This window comes from Rhizobium sp. PRIMUS64 (assembly GCF_023006465.1).
GTDB classification, from domain to species: domain Bacteria; phylum Pseudomonadota; class Alphaproteobacteria; order Rhizobiales; family Rhizobiaceae; genus Rhizobium; species Rhizobium leguminosarum.
In genome coordinates this window covers 62,295-76,779 of the sequence record NZ_JALBGX010000022.1, presented here as the reverse complement: position 1 = coordinate 76,779, position 14,485 = coordinate 62,295, and the positions used below count along the sequence as shown (strand labels likewise).

The 14,485-nt window shown below is 60.6% G+C and carries 13 protein-coding genes; 7 read left to right on the top strand and 6 right to left on the bottom strand.

What is annotated here, in order from left to right; genetic code table 11:
* Positions 1 to 1,392: histidine ammonia-lyase (hutH, locus tag MOV76_RS12145; RefSeq protein ID WP_247264606.1), on the top strand; the 1,392-nt coding region annotated here is incomplete at its 5' end.
* A 7-nt stretch (positions 1,393 to 1,399) separates the two neighbouring features.
* On the opposite strand, the gene MOV76_RS12140 is transcribed toward hutH, so the two are convergent.
* The 6 genes from MOV76_RS12140 to MOV76_RS12115 form a co-directional block, all read right to left on the bottom strand.
* The gene (locus MOV76_RS12140; RefSeq protein ID WP_247264605.1) at positions 1,400 to 1,945 is read right to left on the bottom strand and encodes a hypothetical protein; all 546 of its coding nucleotides are present in this window, start codon (positions 1,943 to 1,945) and stop codon (positions 1,400 to 1,402) included.
* Positions 1,946 to 2,041: 96 nt separating this feature from the next.
* The gene (locus MOV76_RS12135; protein WP_408987992.1) at positions 2,042 to 2,845 is read right to left on the bottom strand and encodes a transporter; all 804 of its coding nucleotides are present in this window, start codon (positions 2,843 to 2,845) and stop codon (positions 2,042 to 2,044) included.
* Between the two features lie 229 nt (positions 2,846 to 3,074).
* A complete protein-coding gene (locus MOV76_RS12130) occupies positions 3,075 to 3,863 on the bottom strand; it encodes a hypothetical protein (RefSeq protein WP_247264603.1) in 789 nt (262 codons plus the stop codon).
* Between the two features lie 88 nt (positions 3,864 to 3,951).
* Complete coding sequence (locus MOV76_RS12125; protein ID WP_247264602.1) at positions 3,952 to 6,228, bottom strand: tetratricopeptide repeat protein; 2,277 nt, start codon at positions 6,226 to 6,228, stop codon at positions 3,952 to 3,954.
* Between the two features lie 73 nt (positions 6,229 to 6,301).
* Positions 6,302 to 7,312 carry an HAD family phosphatase gene (locus MOV76_RS12120; RefSeq protein ID WP_247264601.1) on the bottom strand — a complete coding sequence of 337 codons (1,011 nt, stop codon included), beginning with the start codon at positions 7,310 to 7,312 and terminating at the stop codon, positions 6,302 to 6,304.
* An 85-nt stretch (positions 7,313 to 7,397) separates the two neighbouring features.
* Positions 7,398 to 9,068: an arylsulfatase gene (locus MOV76_RS12115; RefSeq protein ID WP_247264600.1), complete on the bottom strand. Its 1,671-nt coding sequence runs from the start codon at positions 9,066 to 9,068 to the stop codon at positions 7,398 to 7,400.
* Positions 9,069 to 9,363: 295 nt separating this feature from the next.
* On the opposite strand from MOV76_RS12115, the gene MOV76_RS12110 reads away from it, so the two are divergent.
* From MOV76_RS12110 to MOV76_RS12085, 6 genes are all read left to right on the top strand, one after another.
* Positions 9,364 to 11,256 (top strand): sensor histidine kinase, encoded by a 1,893-nt coding sequence (locus MOV76_RS12110; protein ID WP_247264599.1) that lies wholly within the window; start codon positions 9,364 to 9,366, stop codon positions 11,254 to 11,256.
* Positions 11,253 to 11,885, top strand: coding sequence for a response regulator transcription factor (locus MOV76_RS12105; RefSeq protein ID WP_130653700.1), 633 nt, complete (start codon positions 11,253 to 11,255; stop codon positions 11,883 to 11,885). Before MOV76_RS12110 ends, MOV76_RS12105 begins: the two co-directional genes overlap by 4 nt.
* Positions 11,886 to 11,964: 79 nt before the next feature.
* The gene (locus MOV76_RS12100) at positions 11,965 to 12,336 is read left to right on the top strand and encodes a response regulator transcription factor (RefSeq protein ID WP_026188755.1); all 372 of its coding nucleotides are present in this window, start codon (positions 11,965 to 11,967) and stop codon (positions 12,334 to 12,336) included.
* A 276-nt stretch (positions 12,337 to 12,612) separates the two neighbouring features.
* Positions 12,613 to 13,458 (top strand): phosphatase PAP2 family protein, encoded by an 846-nt coding sequence (locus tag MOV76_RS12095; protein ID WP_247264598.1) that lies wholly within the window; start codon positions 12,613 to 12,615, stop codon positions 13,456 to 13,458.
* Positions 13,388 to 14,140 (top strand): COG4280 domain-containing protein, encoded by a 753-nt coding sequence (locus tag MOV76_RS12090; RefSeq protein ID WP_247264597.1) that lies wholly within the window; start codon positions 13,388 to 13,390, stop codon positions 14,138 to 14,140. Before MOV76_RS12095 ends, MOV76_RS12090 begins: the two co-directional genes overlap by 71 nt.
* Entirely contained in the window at positions 14,137 to 14,361 is a 225-nt protein-coding gene (locus tag MOV76_RS12085) for a hypothetical protein (RefSeq protein WP_183620437.1), read from the top strand. The genes MOV76_RS12090 and MOV76_RS12085 overlap by 4 nt, the downstream gene beginning before the upstream one ends.
* The last annotated feature ends 124 nt before the right edge of the window (positions 14,362 to 14,485 follow it).

The following is a 14,485-nucleotide window of genomic DNA, read 5'->3' as shown; positions in this document are numbered from 1 at the left end:
GTCGAGCAAGCAAGCCGCATCGTCGCGCGCATCGTCGAGACGGGCGTGCGTGCCTATGGCGTCAATACCGGCGTCGGGGCACTCGCCGATACGGTGGTCGATCGTGCCTCGCAGAGCCTGTTGTCGCGCAGCATCGTGCTCAGCCATGCCTGCGGCGTCGGTCCGTTGCTGGCTGCCCGCGAGGTGCGCGCGATCATCGCGGCTGAGATCGCCAATTTCGCCCATGGTCATTCCGGCGTGCGGCGCGAGATCGTCCAGCATCTTGCGGCCCTGCTGGAACATGATTGTATTCCCTGCGTGCCGTCCAAGGGTTCTGCCGGTTACCTCGTCCATAACGCCCATATTGCGCTTGTTCTGATCGGCGAAGGCTGCGCTCACCTGGACGGCCGGTGCATGAGCGGTCGCGAGGCGCTTGCCGCGATCGGCCTCCAACCACTGGTGCTCGGCGCCAAGGAGGGCTTGAGCCTTGTCAACGGCACGGCTTGCGCCACCGGCTTGACTGCCGTGGCGCTGTCACGCGCCGAGCGGCTGCTCGATTGGGCCGATGCGATCGCAGCACTGACGCTGGAAGCAGCAGGCTGCCAGATCGCCGCCTTCGACGCCGCCGTGCTGGCGCTTCGCCCGTCGGCGGGAATAGAAAAAGTCGGAGCTAGCCTGCGAGCGCGGCTTCAGGGCAGCGGTCTTGTCGCCGCCGCCTTAGGTCGGCGCACGCAGGATGCGCTTAGCCTTCGTTCGGTGCCGCACGCCCATGGTGCGGCCCGCGATGTCTTCGACAATTCCGCCCGCATCGTCGACCAGGAGCTTGCTTCGGTGACCGACAATCCGGCTGTCTCAGGCACGCCGGACCATCCGATCGTCTCCTCCGAGGCCCATGCGGTTGCCCCGGCGCTCGGGCAGGCGGCCGATAGCCTGGCCATTGCGCTGGCACAGATCGGTGCGATCAGCGAACGGCGCATGGACCGGCTCGTCAATCCGCTGGTGAGCGGCCTGCCGCCTTTCCTCGCCAGCGATGCCGGCAGCCATTCCGGCTTCATGATTGCTCAGTATACCGCTGCCGCGCTCAGCAACGAGAACCGCCGCCTTGCCGCACCCGCGGCCATGGACGGCGGGCTGACCTCAGGCCTGCAGGAGGATTTCCTCGCGCATCCGACGGCTGCCGCCGGCAAGCTGCTCGCCGTCATCGACAACGCCGAATATATCCTGGCAATCGAGCTGATGGCCGCTGCCCAGGCGCATGATTTCCTGGCGGCGACGGCGCCGCGGGCCGCAGGAACAGACCTGGTCTACAAGGCCGCGCGGGAGCATGTTTCCCACTATAGTGACGAACGGCCGCTCAACGGCGATATCGAAGCCGTTCGCAGCCTGATCCGCGATACTTCGCCGCCGCTATAATCGACTGTCAGAACGGTTTGCTTGTTTCGGAATTCTGCTTCGGCCGTTCGCCAGCCTCGAGCCGTTTGAGGCACTGGCGATAAGTCGGGTAGAGCTGATCCACCCGCGAGAGCGGAAGCGTCCAGTCGCCTTCGTCGCCGGCAAAGGTAAGCTGCACGTCAGGCGTTCCGGCAAAGGAATTCTTGATGATCTTCTTCAGTCCGCCGCTCCCCTTGCTGGCCGGACCCCAGAGGCGAAGCGTGTTCTTGTCGAAGAATTCGGCGGCGACCACTTTCGTCGTCGTCCGGTTGGTCAGCGTCACCTCGGTCTTGGTATCGGCCGGGATGTCCCATGTGTTCTTTGATAAAAGCCAGAACGTCTCGGTTGCGCTCTGGCGGAATTCCATGGTCTTCCCGATCTCGCTGTCCCACAGCAGGCGGCAATAGGGATGCGGGCTCTCATTCGCAAAGCCGACTGACCATTGTCTCGCGCCGCCCATCCAATCGGTCTCGCCGAAGGCTGAGACCGGCTGCAGGGCGGCTGCAATCAGCACCATCACTGTCGGAATTTTCATCGCCGAAATCTTCTCCAACGCAATCGGCTCCAGCAATAGCAAAAGAAGGTTGAGCTTTTGCTACTACAGCCGCCGCGCGCGTCGTCGACTGCGGATTCACTTCGGGAAGAGGAACGTGACCGCGACGCGGAAGCCCAGTCCTTCCGGGCCATTGTCTGGAGCCGCCGCCCAATATCGTATGCCCGCCGTCAGGCTGATTGGCTGCTTGTCGATGGTGATCAGCTTGGCGACTGCGAAGTTGATCGGCACCGACCAGTCGTTCGTTTCCCAGTTATATGTCGACTCCGTATTCAGCGAGAACGTCCAGGCGTCCTTGGTCGTGTAGGAGATGAACGGCTGCAGGAACGTCGAACTCACGTCCTCCCGGTCGCTTTGACCAGCGAACGACCAGATGTGGTTCCCGAGAAAGCCGTAAGTCCAGGGGCCGTCCTGCTTAAGGACGACCGCTGTCGGACCCGCACCCCACTTGCCGCTTCCGAGGAGCTCGTCCGTCGCCGTCGGCAGCAGGAACACCGGGCCGACGCCCCAGACGATGCCGCTCTCGGTCGGCTTGGACGGCGAGAAGAAGAAGCTTTGCGTGATGTCGCCCAGACCGAACTGCGTTCCCGACGGTCCGGCAATGTCGTTCTGCCATGTGACTGGCAGGATGGTGCGCGAGATGACGTTCCAGTCCTCGTTTATCTTGAAGGGAATGACCGGCTGAATGTTCAGCGTCGCCTTGTCGCCGTCGTCTGGACCATAGCCGTGATCGTAGTTGAACTGGAACGGGACGCTGATGAGCGAGGCTATCGGATTGGAAAGCTTCTTCGCCAGGTCTTCACTCGACTGGGCGGCTGCCGTCCCTGTCCAGACACCGAGCGGCGCGACAACCAGTACTACCCAAGAAGCGACTTTCTTCATCAATGCCTCCATGATCCGATTGAACCCAGCCCGCAGGGCAGGCTTCCTCCGAAATGAAACGATATCCCCCGGATCGATCCTGTTGGATACCGAACTGTGAGCCGCTGTCACGGCGGCTCTCTGCTGCTGGAGGACGTCTTTTTCCGGCTCCCGGAGGACACCATGTCTTCAAATGGCGAGCATACTGGAAGGATAATCGCTAACAGTACGAAGTTCGCCAGTCCGGCCTTTAGAACCGAATGGCCACCCCGAAGATCGGCCCTTGCTGAACGACGTCGAAGACGAACCCGTCATTCTCGTAATTGACGCCGAGTGCACGATATCCGGCGACCGCTGAGATGGTGTCGTTGAACTTGTAGCCGAGGCCCAACGCCACATCCCAGTCGATATCGGCGCCGCCGGCGCCCAGCAGGCCCCACCCCGTGACATAGATTTCCGGCGTGAAGAAGTAGTTTCCTCGGACGCCGGCGACAGCATCGATCCATGTGGCGCTGTCTTCGACATCCACTCCGGCCAGAATGCCGCCATTAAAGGAGATCTCGGTTTTGGCCGACCAGACCCTCATGCCGCCGACCACATCGAGATGGCCATTTTGGTCTTCGAGCACGGCGTAACCGGCGCCAAGAAATCCCGCGAAGGTCTTCGATGTCACATCGACGCTGTCGGCAAGGATGCCGGCAGGTGTGTCGGCGTCGGCACCGAGCTTGGTGTAGATCACGTCACCGACGATGCTGAAGCGATCGTATCTTGCTTCGCCTGCCGCCATGAAAGCGAAGTCGAGGTTATTGAGGATATCGCCGAAATCCGCGTCGATATGAACATCCGGAAGTCCAAACTGCCCAATATCGCCGGATATGCCGGCAGCCCAGAAATATGGCGCGAAGGTGAATTCCCAGCCGCTCTGGCTCTCGACTGTTTTTGCTTCCGGCGTGAGCGGCGTGATATCGGCAGCGTTGCCGGCCGACGCCGCGCAAATGCCCGTCACCAATAGAATGGCACGCAAGTATATGGCTTTCATGAGAATCCCCCGATCTCGTTTCGCCTCGGCACTGCTGTCCCGAGTCGGCACTGTGCGGCGAGAGGTAGATTTCGACAAGTTTAAATACCTATTTTCCGTTGATCGCCTGCGTCAACTGCCCGATGAGGCCTGAAATCTGCTGGTCCTCAGGTCTCAGTCGCGCCAGATCCTCGGCGTATTTCAGCGCCTCCGGCAAGCGTCGAAGCTTGAGACTGTATCGGAGCGCCAAGCCGATGATATCAGCGTCTTCGCCCGCCGCCCAACCATCGAGCTTGTCCAGTGCTTCATCCGTCCGGCCAGCGGAATCGAGAGCGACGGCAAAGGTCGTCTTGTAGCGGGAGTTTTGTGGATCCAGCCGCACGGCTTCTTGGAGTTCTGTGATAGCCTCGGTCAATGCCTGTTTGCGTACCAGCGACAACGCGTGTCCGTACCGCAGATCCGCGCTTTCAGGCGCCATCCCGATCGCTTCGGCATAGGTCTGTTCCGATTGGTCGTTCCGGCCGGTGGCGCGGTAGAATTCCGCGAGATTGATGCGCATTGCCTCCAGTGTCGGGTCGAGCGAAATCGCTCGCCGGAAGGCGGCTTCGGCCTCGGCCGTACGCTGTCGGGCGAACAGGAAGAAGCCATAATTGCTTTGTGCTTCCGCGACGTCGCCATTGGTTTCGACATAGGCGCGCAGGTCCGCGACGGCGGCTTCGAAATTGCCTTGCTGATCGCCGAAGAGGTGGGGAGGAGTGCCGGCGAGTGCGTTGGCGGCAGCAACGCGCACCGCGCGCGTTGCATCGCCCAGCAGGTTGCCGATCGCCTCCAGCCTCTGCTCCGGTGGAATGTTGCCTGCCGCTTCCGCAGCACCGAGCCTGACGAGCGGATCTGCATCGGCCGCGGCCGTTTGAATGTCGGCGGTGATCTCCACGCCGCCAGTTCGGCTCATTGCTGCGATGGCGCTACCCCTGACAATTCCTGCCTGGTCACGGTCGCCGACAAGGTCGCGCAGAGCCTCCACCGCGGCTTGATCGCCGTTTGCAGCTCCGGCGAAGGCATGGGCGATCGACGGGCGTTTGCGCCATTGCGTCCCGTACCATTTGTCCATTGTTTCGGCTGCCCAATCATTCGTTCTGCCGACATGACAGGTCGTGCACGCATTCGGCGTTCCGAGGGTTGCCGACAGGTCGGGTCGGGGGATGACGAAGGAGTGGTCGCGGCGCGGGTCGACCTTCATGTAGGTGCGTTCTGGCATGTGGCAGTTGGCGCATTGTGCTCCGGTGGAGCCGGCCTGGTGACGGGTGTGCTCGGGAGTGTCGAACAGCCCGCTCGGATCCTGGTTGACGAAGCGCTCCGGCTTCGTCTCTGTGTGGCATTGCGTGCACAGTGCATTGCCCTCGGCTTTGAGGCCGGCATCGTGCGGCCGATGGCAGTCGAGACAGGTCACGCCCGCCCTGGCCATCTTGCTTTGCTGAAACGAGCCATATTCGAAGACCTCGTCAAGGATCTGCCCGTCAGGGAAATAGAGATCCTGCCGGAGCAGGGCAGGGGAGAAATAGTCGAGAAAGGGCTTTCCCGGCTGGTAGCCGTCCAGCAGCTTGGTGCGCCTGGCATGGCAGGCAAAGCAGATGCCCGCATCGACTTTCGGCAGACCTGTATCCGGCTTGACTGCGGATGAGGCGTTGCCCGATTGCGCGGAAGCGACGTGCTTGGCGCCCGGACCATGACAGGACTGACAGCCGATGCTGGTGGCGACGTAGGTCGACTTGTATTCATTCGTCTGCGGTTGAAACTTCGCCTGGGGATCGGTCGAATGACAATCGATGCAGGTGCGGTTCCAGCGATAGAAGGGGCCTGTCCAATGATAGGTCGAGCCCGGTTTGGCCGGGGTGCCGTTGCCGAGCCAGAACCACTGTCGCCTGGCCGTATCCCAGGCGATATCGAGAGCCTGCAGCCGTCCGCCTCCGATCTCGACGAGATATTGCTGCAGCGGTTCGTAGGCGAAGGTATATTTGACTTCGAACTCGCCCTCGCCGCCGTCCGCACCCTCGGTGTTCACGAAGAAGCGGCCATCGCGGCGGTTGAAGGTCGTGACCACGCCGTTATGTTCGAACCTGCTATTGTCGAAATCGCCGCGCACCGTTTCGTCGTCGGCCAAGGCCATGGCCTTCGCATGGTGGGACTTCGAAAAAGCAGCCGCCTGATCTGCGTGGCAGGATGCACAAGTCTTTTGGTCCACGAAACCTTCATGGATCGATATTTGCGGGTCGGCAGCGGGTGTCGAGAGGGCGTCGCTTGCAAGGCTGCGCCCGGCAGGCGCGAGCAACAGGAAAAGCAGGAGGGTCACTCCTCTCACCGCTGCTGATCGAACAGACGCTGCCACTCAATCGCTCCCTGTCGACGTTCCAGAAGGTCACGGCGCCATCGTCCAACGCTCCGGCGCTCGGCGCATTCCCCTAGTCCTTGAACACCTGCTTCCAGTCGGACTTCATGTCGATGACGGTCCAGCCGGCGATGGAGGCGGCATCCAGCGCCTTGTCGAGGCGGCCGAATTCGGTATCGCGGTCGTAGGCGTATTCACGCTCGGCATCGGTATGATGGATCAGCACGCCGAGCCTGGCAGGCCCACCGGCCATGGTCGTCCATTGCAGCATTTGGAGATCTCCGTCGGAATTGCCAAAGGCGGCTATCGGCCTCCGGCCGATCTGCTGGTTGATCCCGACGGGTTTGCCGGCCTTGTCGTCGATGAAATTGACTTCGGGGAGCCGAAACAGGGTCGGTGTGTCGTCCTGCATCCTGAACTCGGTCTTGATCGACGAGCCGATAACCTGCTCGGGCGGGACGCCATAGACTTTTTCCGCCCATGGCCGCATGAACTCGATGCCTCCGCCTGAAACGATGAAGGTCTTGAAACCGTTGGCGCGGAGATAGCCGAGAAGCTCGACCATCGGCTGATAGACGAGTTCTGTGTAAGGCCGCTTGAATTTCGGGTCACGGGCCGACGCGAGCCAATCGGTGACGATCTTCTGGAAATCGCTGCTGGTCATTCCGGCATGCGTGGTCATGATGAGCTCGACGAGGCCCTTTTCGCCGGACGCCGCGAGTACCTTCATGTCGCCTTCGAGCACCGCCTTGAACGGCTGCGTTTCCTTCCATTCCGGATGCTGCGGGGCAAGGGCCTTCACCCGGTCCAGAGCGAACGCGAGCTGCGTATATATCGGATGTTCGACCCACAGGGTTCCATCATTGTCGAATACGGCGATACGCTCCGCTTCCAGAACGAAGTCGGCTGAACCCGGTTTTGTCACCTTCTCAACGAAGGAGATGATCGCTTGTTTCGGTGCCGTGTCGTTCCACGAAGGCAGTGCGTCCGTTTGAGCGACTGCCGACCCTGCAGTAAAAAGACATGCTGCAGCGGCGAGCGCGACGCCGCGGGAAAAATACAGGAAAGTACGTGCCGAATTCATCGCAATGCCTCCATCGATTAACTTGCGGCAATCTTGAACTTGGAGATACGCGGCAGCCCCGGATCGCTCCGGGGCCGCCAAGGACCTAGTTCCCGGTCGGAGCCGTGATATTGACCCCCTCCTTGCCGAGTTGTTCACGCACCGACTCTAACATCTGATACTTGGAGAGTTCGATCGGGCCGTCGTAACCCATGCTCTGCAGCTTGCGCGGGGGGTACTCGACGTAGGTTTTCATGAGGTCCTTGATCGCTCCCGAGATGGAGACCAATGTCCAGGTATGTTCGGTGTAGTTGTTCATGAAGATGTCGTAGCGTTCTTGCGGATCCTGCAGCAGATCGAACACCTGTGGCACGATGGCGACGTAGGACTGAGCACCCTTCCAGCCCAGGTTGGTATCAACAGCCAGACCGCCTGTGGCCTGCCCATTGTCGCCGCGCAGGTTGAACACGGCCTTGTAATTGCCGACACGGGCAGCACCCGGCGTCAGTTCGTTTTCGGTGAAGTAGAACCAGTTTTTGCGGGCAGATTTTCCCGTACCCAGCAGAATCGGGGTCATATCGTAGCTATCGAAGATAATCGGTTTATCTTCGCGGTCTTTGGTGGGCAGCGGCACGCCGCCGGCTGCGGCAAAGGTCGCCATCAGATCGAGACCACCGACGATGTCGTGATTTTTTACGTCCTGCTTGATCTTGCCGGGCCAGACAGCGATCGCGGGAACACGGTTGCCGCCTTCGCGCACGGTGCCTTTTGTACCGCGGAATGGTGTGTAGCCCGCGTCCGGATAGACGTCTTGCCAAGCGCCGTTATCGGTCGTGTAAAAAACCAGCGTATTTCTGTCCATGCCAGTTTCACGCAGCTTGTCCATAATCCTTCCGATGCGTGTATCCAGCTCCACAACGGAGTCCGCATACTTACTCTTCGAGATCGATTTGCCCTGGAAGTCCGGGGCCGGCATGTTCGGCTGGTGCACTTTCATGAAATTGACGTTGATGAAGAAAGGCTGATCCGGCGTCTTTGCAGCTTCATCAAGAAAGCCCAGTGCCGCTTTCTCTACGTAGCCGTCGAAGAACGGAATGCCGACAACGCCTTCCTTGCCGTCGATCACGGGCGTATCGACATATTGACCGTTGATCTTGAAGTCTTCCTTTACCTCACCTCCGGCCTTGCCGGACAGCGAGCCCGTTGTCACTTTCTGGAACAGAGCGCGGGTTTCCGCATCCATATCAGGGAACCAGGTCGGGTCGGCATAGGTGTAGGCATTGAGGTGATAGAGGCCGACATACTTCATTTCGTCGTAACCCTGCGCGATCGGAAGCGCATAGTCCGCCTCCCCGAGGTGCCATTTGCCGGTGAAAAAGGTGTGATAGCCACCGCGCTTCAGAACGGAGGCGAGCGTCCATTCCGCTGCGGGCAATCCGCCGCCTTGGCCTTGAAATGCCACTGTTGTCATGCCGCTGCGGTTCGGAATGCGTCCCGTCTGCATGGCGGCGCGGCCGGGCGTGCAGCTCGGCTGGGCGTAGAAGGAAAAGAAGGTCATGCCTTCGTCGGCCAGCTTGTCGATGCTCGGGGTCGGCATCCCGCGGCCCTCACCTCCGCCGTAGGGCCCGAGATCGCCGTAGCCGGTATCATCCGAAACGATGAACAGGATGTTGGGTTTTCGTTGGGAGTCCTGCGCTTGCAGGGGCGAGGCCGCGCACCAGAGAATGGTGGATGAAGCCAATGCTCCGATGCAGCGGATAAGGATTCTGCTGTTCATTTCAAATCCCTCCGTTGACGTTCTTGAATGACGGAGCCACTCGCGGACAAGGCTGCGATTGCATGCGTCGATTCAACTGGACTGCTTAAAATGAAGATCCCGCCGGAGCTGCCTCCGGCAGGGATGCGAAGGCCGGCCGCATCTCTGCTCCGGCCCGCTTAACTTTAGCGAATGCTGCCTTCGCTCGATATTGTACTTTGGGGAATCTCTTCATGCAGTGGCAATCGATAGTAGTGATGCGCAGATGACGCCGTAGCGGGAAGCTGTTATTGTCGGCCGGTTTGGGGGGAAGCTGATGGGCTTGGGCGAATGGTCAGGTCGATTATGCTGCACTGCCTTTTTGTTGGCGGTGTTCGCCCCGAGTGTGTCCAGTCGTCAGGCCGCAGCCTCCGACACCTCGATTGCCGTCATCGACCGGGTTCCCCGCGTTCTCGTTCTTTATCCCTATGACGAGAGGATCGCGGCGACGACTGCTGCCGGAGAGGCGCTGCGGAGCCGTTTGCTGGAGGCGACAAACGGCAAGATCGACCTGTTTTCAGAGTTCCTGGATCTTTCGCGGTTTCCGGAAGGTGACCATGTCGCGCGCATGGCACGATATCTCGGCGAGAAATACGCGCCGCGCCGCCCAGACGTGGTCGTGGCCCTCGGCAAGGAATCTGCGAGCTTCGTCTCCGCGAACCGCGGCACGATCGCGCCTGGTGCAAAGATCGTCGCCGCCGGTTTCGGCACAGCCACCGCCGAGAAGATCGACTTGCCGGATGACGTGATCGGAGCCTTCACGACATTCGACATTCTGAAGACGGCCGAAATGGCCCGCGGCCTGCAGCCCGATGCCCGCCACCTCTACATTGTCGGCGGTTCGTCCGACTTCGACCGCGGATGGCTGACGACGGCCCGCGCGGCTCTCGAGCAGTTCTCGAAGTCCTACGAGACGACCTATCTGGAAGATCTGACCATCGACGAGTTCACCGAGCGGGCGTCGCATGTGCCGCCCGACAGCATCATCCTGGCATTGACGGTCTTCAAGGATCGGGAAGGGCGCAACTTCATTCCGCGCGACGCGATCGGACAGATCGCAGCGACCGCCAGCGCGCCCGTCTATGGGCCTTATCAGACCTACATCGATCATGGCGTCGTCGGCGGCAATACCGTCACATTCGAAGCACTGGGCCGGACCGTCGGCAACCTTGTCATCGATGCGATCGCTGGCAAGCCTGTGTCGGATCTCGAAGCGCCCCAGACATATATCGCCGATGCCCGGCAACTCCAGCGCTGGGGGCTCGCCGAAAAGGATCTGCCGCCGGGCACAATCCAGATGCACAAGAAGAGGAGCCTCTGGGAGGAACACTGGGCAATTCTGGTGGCGGGGAGCGGCCTCGTGCTGGCGCAGGCCAGCATCATCTCGGTGCTCTTGTTCGAGCGGAGGCGCCGCCGCGATGCCGAGAGCCGGTCGCGCCTTCACTTGCTCGAAGCCGTCCACCTTAACCAGTCGGCGACAGCCGGAGCATTGTCCTCGTCCATTGCTCACGAACTGAACCAGCCCCTTTCAGCCATCCGAAACAATGCCGAGGCAGCCGCGGTGCTGCTCCGAAGTGTAAACCCGGATCACCAACTGATTCAGCAGATTCTCCTCGACATCCAGGAGGACGATCAGCGCGCAGGCGATATCATCAGCCGGATGAGAGGGTTGCTCAAGAAGAGAAGCGAGATCGATTGGCAGGAGTTCGATCTGAACGATGTCACGTCGAGCGCAATCCATATCATTCACGGCGAGGCAGAGCGGCGCGGAATTACGCTGACCTCAACACAGCCGCCCGGCGAGTTGCCGGTACGTGCCGACAAAGTTCATGTGCAGCAGGTTATCCTCAATCTGGCAACCAATGCTATGGACGCCATGCTGGACGCCGTCCCGGCCGGGAGAACGCTTACGTTTACAACGGGACTGGCGGACGAGAAGGCGGAGCTGCTGGTCTCCGACACTGGAGACGGCATTCCCGAGGAGAGGCTGATCCGCATCTTCGAACCGTTCTATACCACCAAGCAGGCGGGCACGGGGCTGGGTCTGTCCATAGCCCGCGCCATTCTCGAGACCTATGGCGGCACCATCTGCGCCGACAATCGCCCCGAAGGAGGCGCGGTCTTTCGCGTGGCCCTGCCTCTCGCCCACAGGGAGGAGCAATCGAGATGAAACCGGTTGTCCATATCGTCGATGACGACAAATCCTACCGGACAGCGACCGCAAGGCTGCTTTCCGCACATGGTCTCAGGGTCGAAACCTATGAATCCGGGGACCAATTTCTTGCCCGCCTTTCCACTTGCGAACCGGGATGCGTTCTCCTCGACCTCCAGATGCCCGGCCAGTCCGGGTTGCAAATCCAACGCCGATTGTGCGAGCAGGCACCGCTATTGCCGGTCGTGTTCCTCACGGGGGAGGGAGACATAAAGGCAAGCGTCGAGGCGATGAAGGCGGGTGCCAAGGATTTTCTGGAGAAGAATTCGACCGCGGCGGCATTGATGGAGGCGATCAATCGCGCCCTCATCCAATGCGAACGACAGCAGGCCCGTCACGATCGTCTTCAAGCCCAGCGGGCATTGGTCGCGAGTCTCAGCCCGCGCGAAGCGGAAGTGTTCCGGCTCGTTATACGTGGCCATCTCAACAAGCAGATCGCTTATGCGCTCGGCATCTCGGAGCGGACGGTGAAGGTGCATCGCCATCAGGTCATGGAAAAGCTCGACGTACGCTCGCTGGCCGAGGTGGTGTCGATCGCTGCATATATTGGTCTCATCGACCAGGATACAGCGGCGCCTTCCCCTTAGGACAATATCAATCGACGTCCCGCCGGCCTAATTTGATCGGGAACCATTATCTCTCATATCGTCAAAAGAGGTGTATGAGGTGGAGAACCCTCGCCGCACGGTCGCCGTCGTCGATGATGACGCAAGCCTAAGGCGCAGTCTCGGGCGGCTGCTTAACGCTTACGGTTTTCAGGCCAACGAGTATGCATCGGCCGAGGCCTTTCTCAGTCGCGATCCCAAAACGACGATCGACTGCCTCGTCCTTGATATTGACCTCGGTGGCATGTCCGGCATCGATTTGCAACGCAGGCTGAAAGCCGAGGGAACAACCCTTCCCGTGATTTTCATCACGGCACTGGAAACCGGCTCCGCAAAAGCGCAGGCGGAAAAGGCGGGGTGTGTTGCTTATCTGCAGAAGCAATTTTCCGGTGCTACATTGATTGCGGCCATCAACAAGGCGTTGGGATTGTGAACCGATAAGGATGGAGGCCATGTACTCTCGAAGGGTGCAACGCACATTCGCGACCGCCGATGAGCATGGATTCGTCGTCATCACATTCCATCGTGGTACTGCGACCAGATCAAAGCGGTTCACTCACTGGTGCCGTTGATGAACGCCTAAAAGGCGACCTCAGCGGCCATAAAACCTCTGTCGGGAACGCCTATGAATGCGCAAGGCCTTGAATCCTCGCTTTGCATTGCCAATCTGGCGAGGACCGACATGATGTAGGGGAGTTCTACGGCAGGCATGAGTGAGGTTCAACGACGGGGACTCTTGGCGAGGCTCAATGCATATGAGCCGCTGACATTGATCATGGTGGCATCGATCGCCGGGGGACTGTTCCTGCTCCAGCGACTGACGAGCGAAGTCCTGGAGGGGGAGACATTCCACTTTGACGAGGCAATCCTGCTGGCGTTGCGACGGCCGGGAGAACTTGCCGTGCCGATCGGTCCCGGCTGGCTGACGCATGCCGTCGACGATATCACTGCCCTCGGCGGCATCACCGTTCTCTCTCTGATGACGGTTCTCGTCACCGTCCATCTTCTGCTCGACCGGCGCTGGCCGATCGCGATCTTCGTCTTTTCCTCGGTACTAACAGGCTGGCTGGCAAGCACGCTCTTGAAGATCCTCGTCGCGCGGCCGCGCCCCGACATCGTGCCGCATCTGGTCGAAGTGAGCGATCTCAGCTTTCCCTCCGGACACGCGATGGTCTCGGCGGTGACCTATCTGACGCTTGGGGCGCTGCTGGCCCGGACACAGCGTTACCGGTCAACGCGGATCTTCGTCATGGGCACCGGCGTCTTCCTCGCCGTCCTCATCGGCTTGAGCCGAATCTATCTCGGCGTCCATTATCCCACGGACGTCTTGGCCGGATGGTGCGCCGGTGCGCTCTGGGCGCTTGGCTGCTGGCTGATCTCGAGGCGGTTTATTCCGAGCCGTCCGCCAGATGATGTTGCGGACGCCGCAAAACGGTATAGTTCAGCCCAGTACATGATCTCCGCCGGCATAACGGACAAGAACCATGACAACTCTGACTACGATCACTTCGACGGTCACGGCCGCATTTCTCGGCTCCTTCGTCGAGGTCGTTGAAGCCTTCACCATCATTCTCGCCGTCGGCGTCACGCAGAGCTGGCGTCCGGCCTTTATCGGCACCGGTCTCGCACTCGCCCTTCTCGCTCTTCTCGTGCTGGCGCTTGGTCCGCTGCTCGGGCTCATTCCGATCGAGCTGATGCAGTTCGTCATCGGGACGCTGCTCGTTCTCTTCGGCCTGCGCTGGCTGCGCAAGGCGATCCTGCGGGCTTCGGGTTTCATCGCGCTACACGACGAGGAGAAGGCATTTGCGGCCGAGACCGACAGCCTCCGGCGCCAATCCGCCGAGCGCCGTGCCAATTTCCTGGCGGGCACTACGGCCTTCAAGGCGGTGTTGCTCGAGGGGATCGAGGTGGTGTTCATCGTCATCGCTACCGGCGCCGGACACGGCATGATCGGCTATGCCAGCCTTGGAGCGGCCGCGGCCTGCCTGCTGGTGCTGATCATCGGCATCTTCGTGCACAAGCCGCTCTCGGCGATTCCGGAGAACAGCCTCAAATTCGTCGTCGGGCTGCTCCTCAGCGCCTTCGGCATATTCTGGGTCGGCGAGGGCGTCGGCGCCGACTGGCCGGGCGCTGATCTTTCGCTTCTGGCCATCCTTGCCGTGCTCTCAGTCTTTTCCTTCGCGGCAGTCCGGATGCTGCGCCATTATTTCAGCGTTCATACCGAGGTCGCCGCATGATGAATATTCTTAAGGTCGCGTTGAAGGAATTCTTCGGCATGTTCATCGATGACGGCGCGCTGGCGCTGGCGGCACTGCTGCTGATTGCCATCGTCGGCGTTCTGGTGAAATTCGCCCATGTCGACGCGCTGCTCGCCGCTGCTCTGCTTCTCCTTGGCTGTCCGCTGATCCTCGCCGAGAGCGTGGGGCGGGCGGCGCGGAAGAAGTTTCAACGGAAATAGCTCGGGCGACTACTGCGGCACCTAGACCAGGTGACGGATACGCGCCACCGGCGGGCCAACCGAGCTGCCATTCAGTGCGGCGCCCAGGCTGGTTGAGAAAATCAGGCGGACTGGGGAATTTTTG

Bases quoted from the DNA above. Each gene is read 5' to 3' on its own strand.
- MOV76_RS12090 (WP_247264597.1), top strand. From the start codon at position 13,388: ATGACAACTCTGACTACGATCACTTCGACGGTCACGGCCGCATTTCTC.
- MOV76_RS12110 (WP_247264599.1), top strand. From the start codon at position 9,364: ATGGGCTTGGGCGAATGGTCAGGTCGATTATGCTGCACTGCCTTTTTG.
- MOV76_RS12095 (WP_247264598.1), top strand. From the start codon at position 12,613: ATGAGTGAGGTTCAACGACGGGGACTCTTGGCGAGGCTCAATGCATAT.
- MOV76_RS12105 (WP_130653700.1), top strand. From the start codon at position 11,253: ATGAAACCGGTTGTCCATATCGTCGATGACGACAAATCCTACCGGACA.
- MOV76_RS12115 (WP_247264600.1), bottom strand. From the start codon at position 9,068: ATGAACAGCAGAATCCTTATCCGCTGCATCGGAGCATTGGCTTCATCC.
- MOV76_RS12120 (WP_247264601.1), bottom strand. From the start codon at position 7,312: ATGAATTCGGCACGTACTTTCCTGTATTTTTCCCGCGGCGTCGCGCTC.
- MOV76_RS12130 (WP_247264603.1), bottom strand. From the start codon at position 3,863: ATGAAAGCCATATACTTGCGTGCCATTCTATTGGTGACGGGCATTTGC.
- MOV76_RS12085 (WP_183620437.1), top strand. From the start codon at position 14,137: ATGATGAATATTCTTAAGGTCGCGTTGAAGGAATTCTTCGGCATGTTC.
- MOV76_RS12135 (WP_408987992.1), bottom strand. From the start codon at position 2,845: ATGAAGAAAGTCGCTTCTTGGGTAGTACTGGTTGTCGCGCCGCTCGGT.
- MOV76_RS12140 (WP_247264605.1), bottom strand. From the start codon at position 1,945: ATGAAAATTCCGACAGTGATGGTGCTGATTGCAGCCGCCCTGCAGCCG.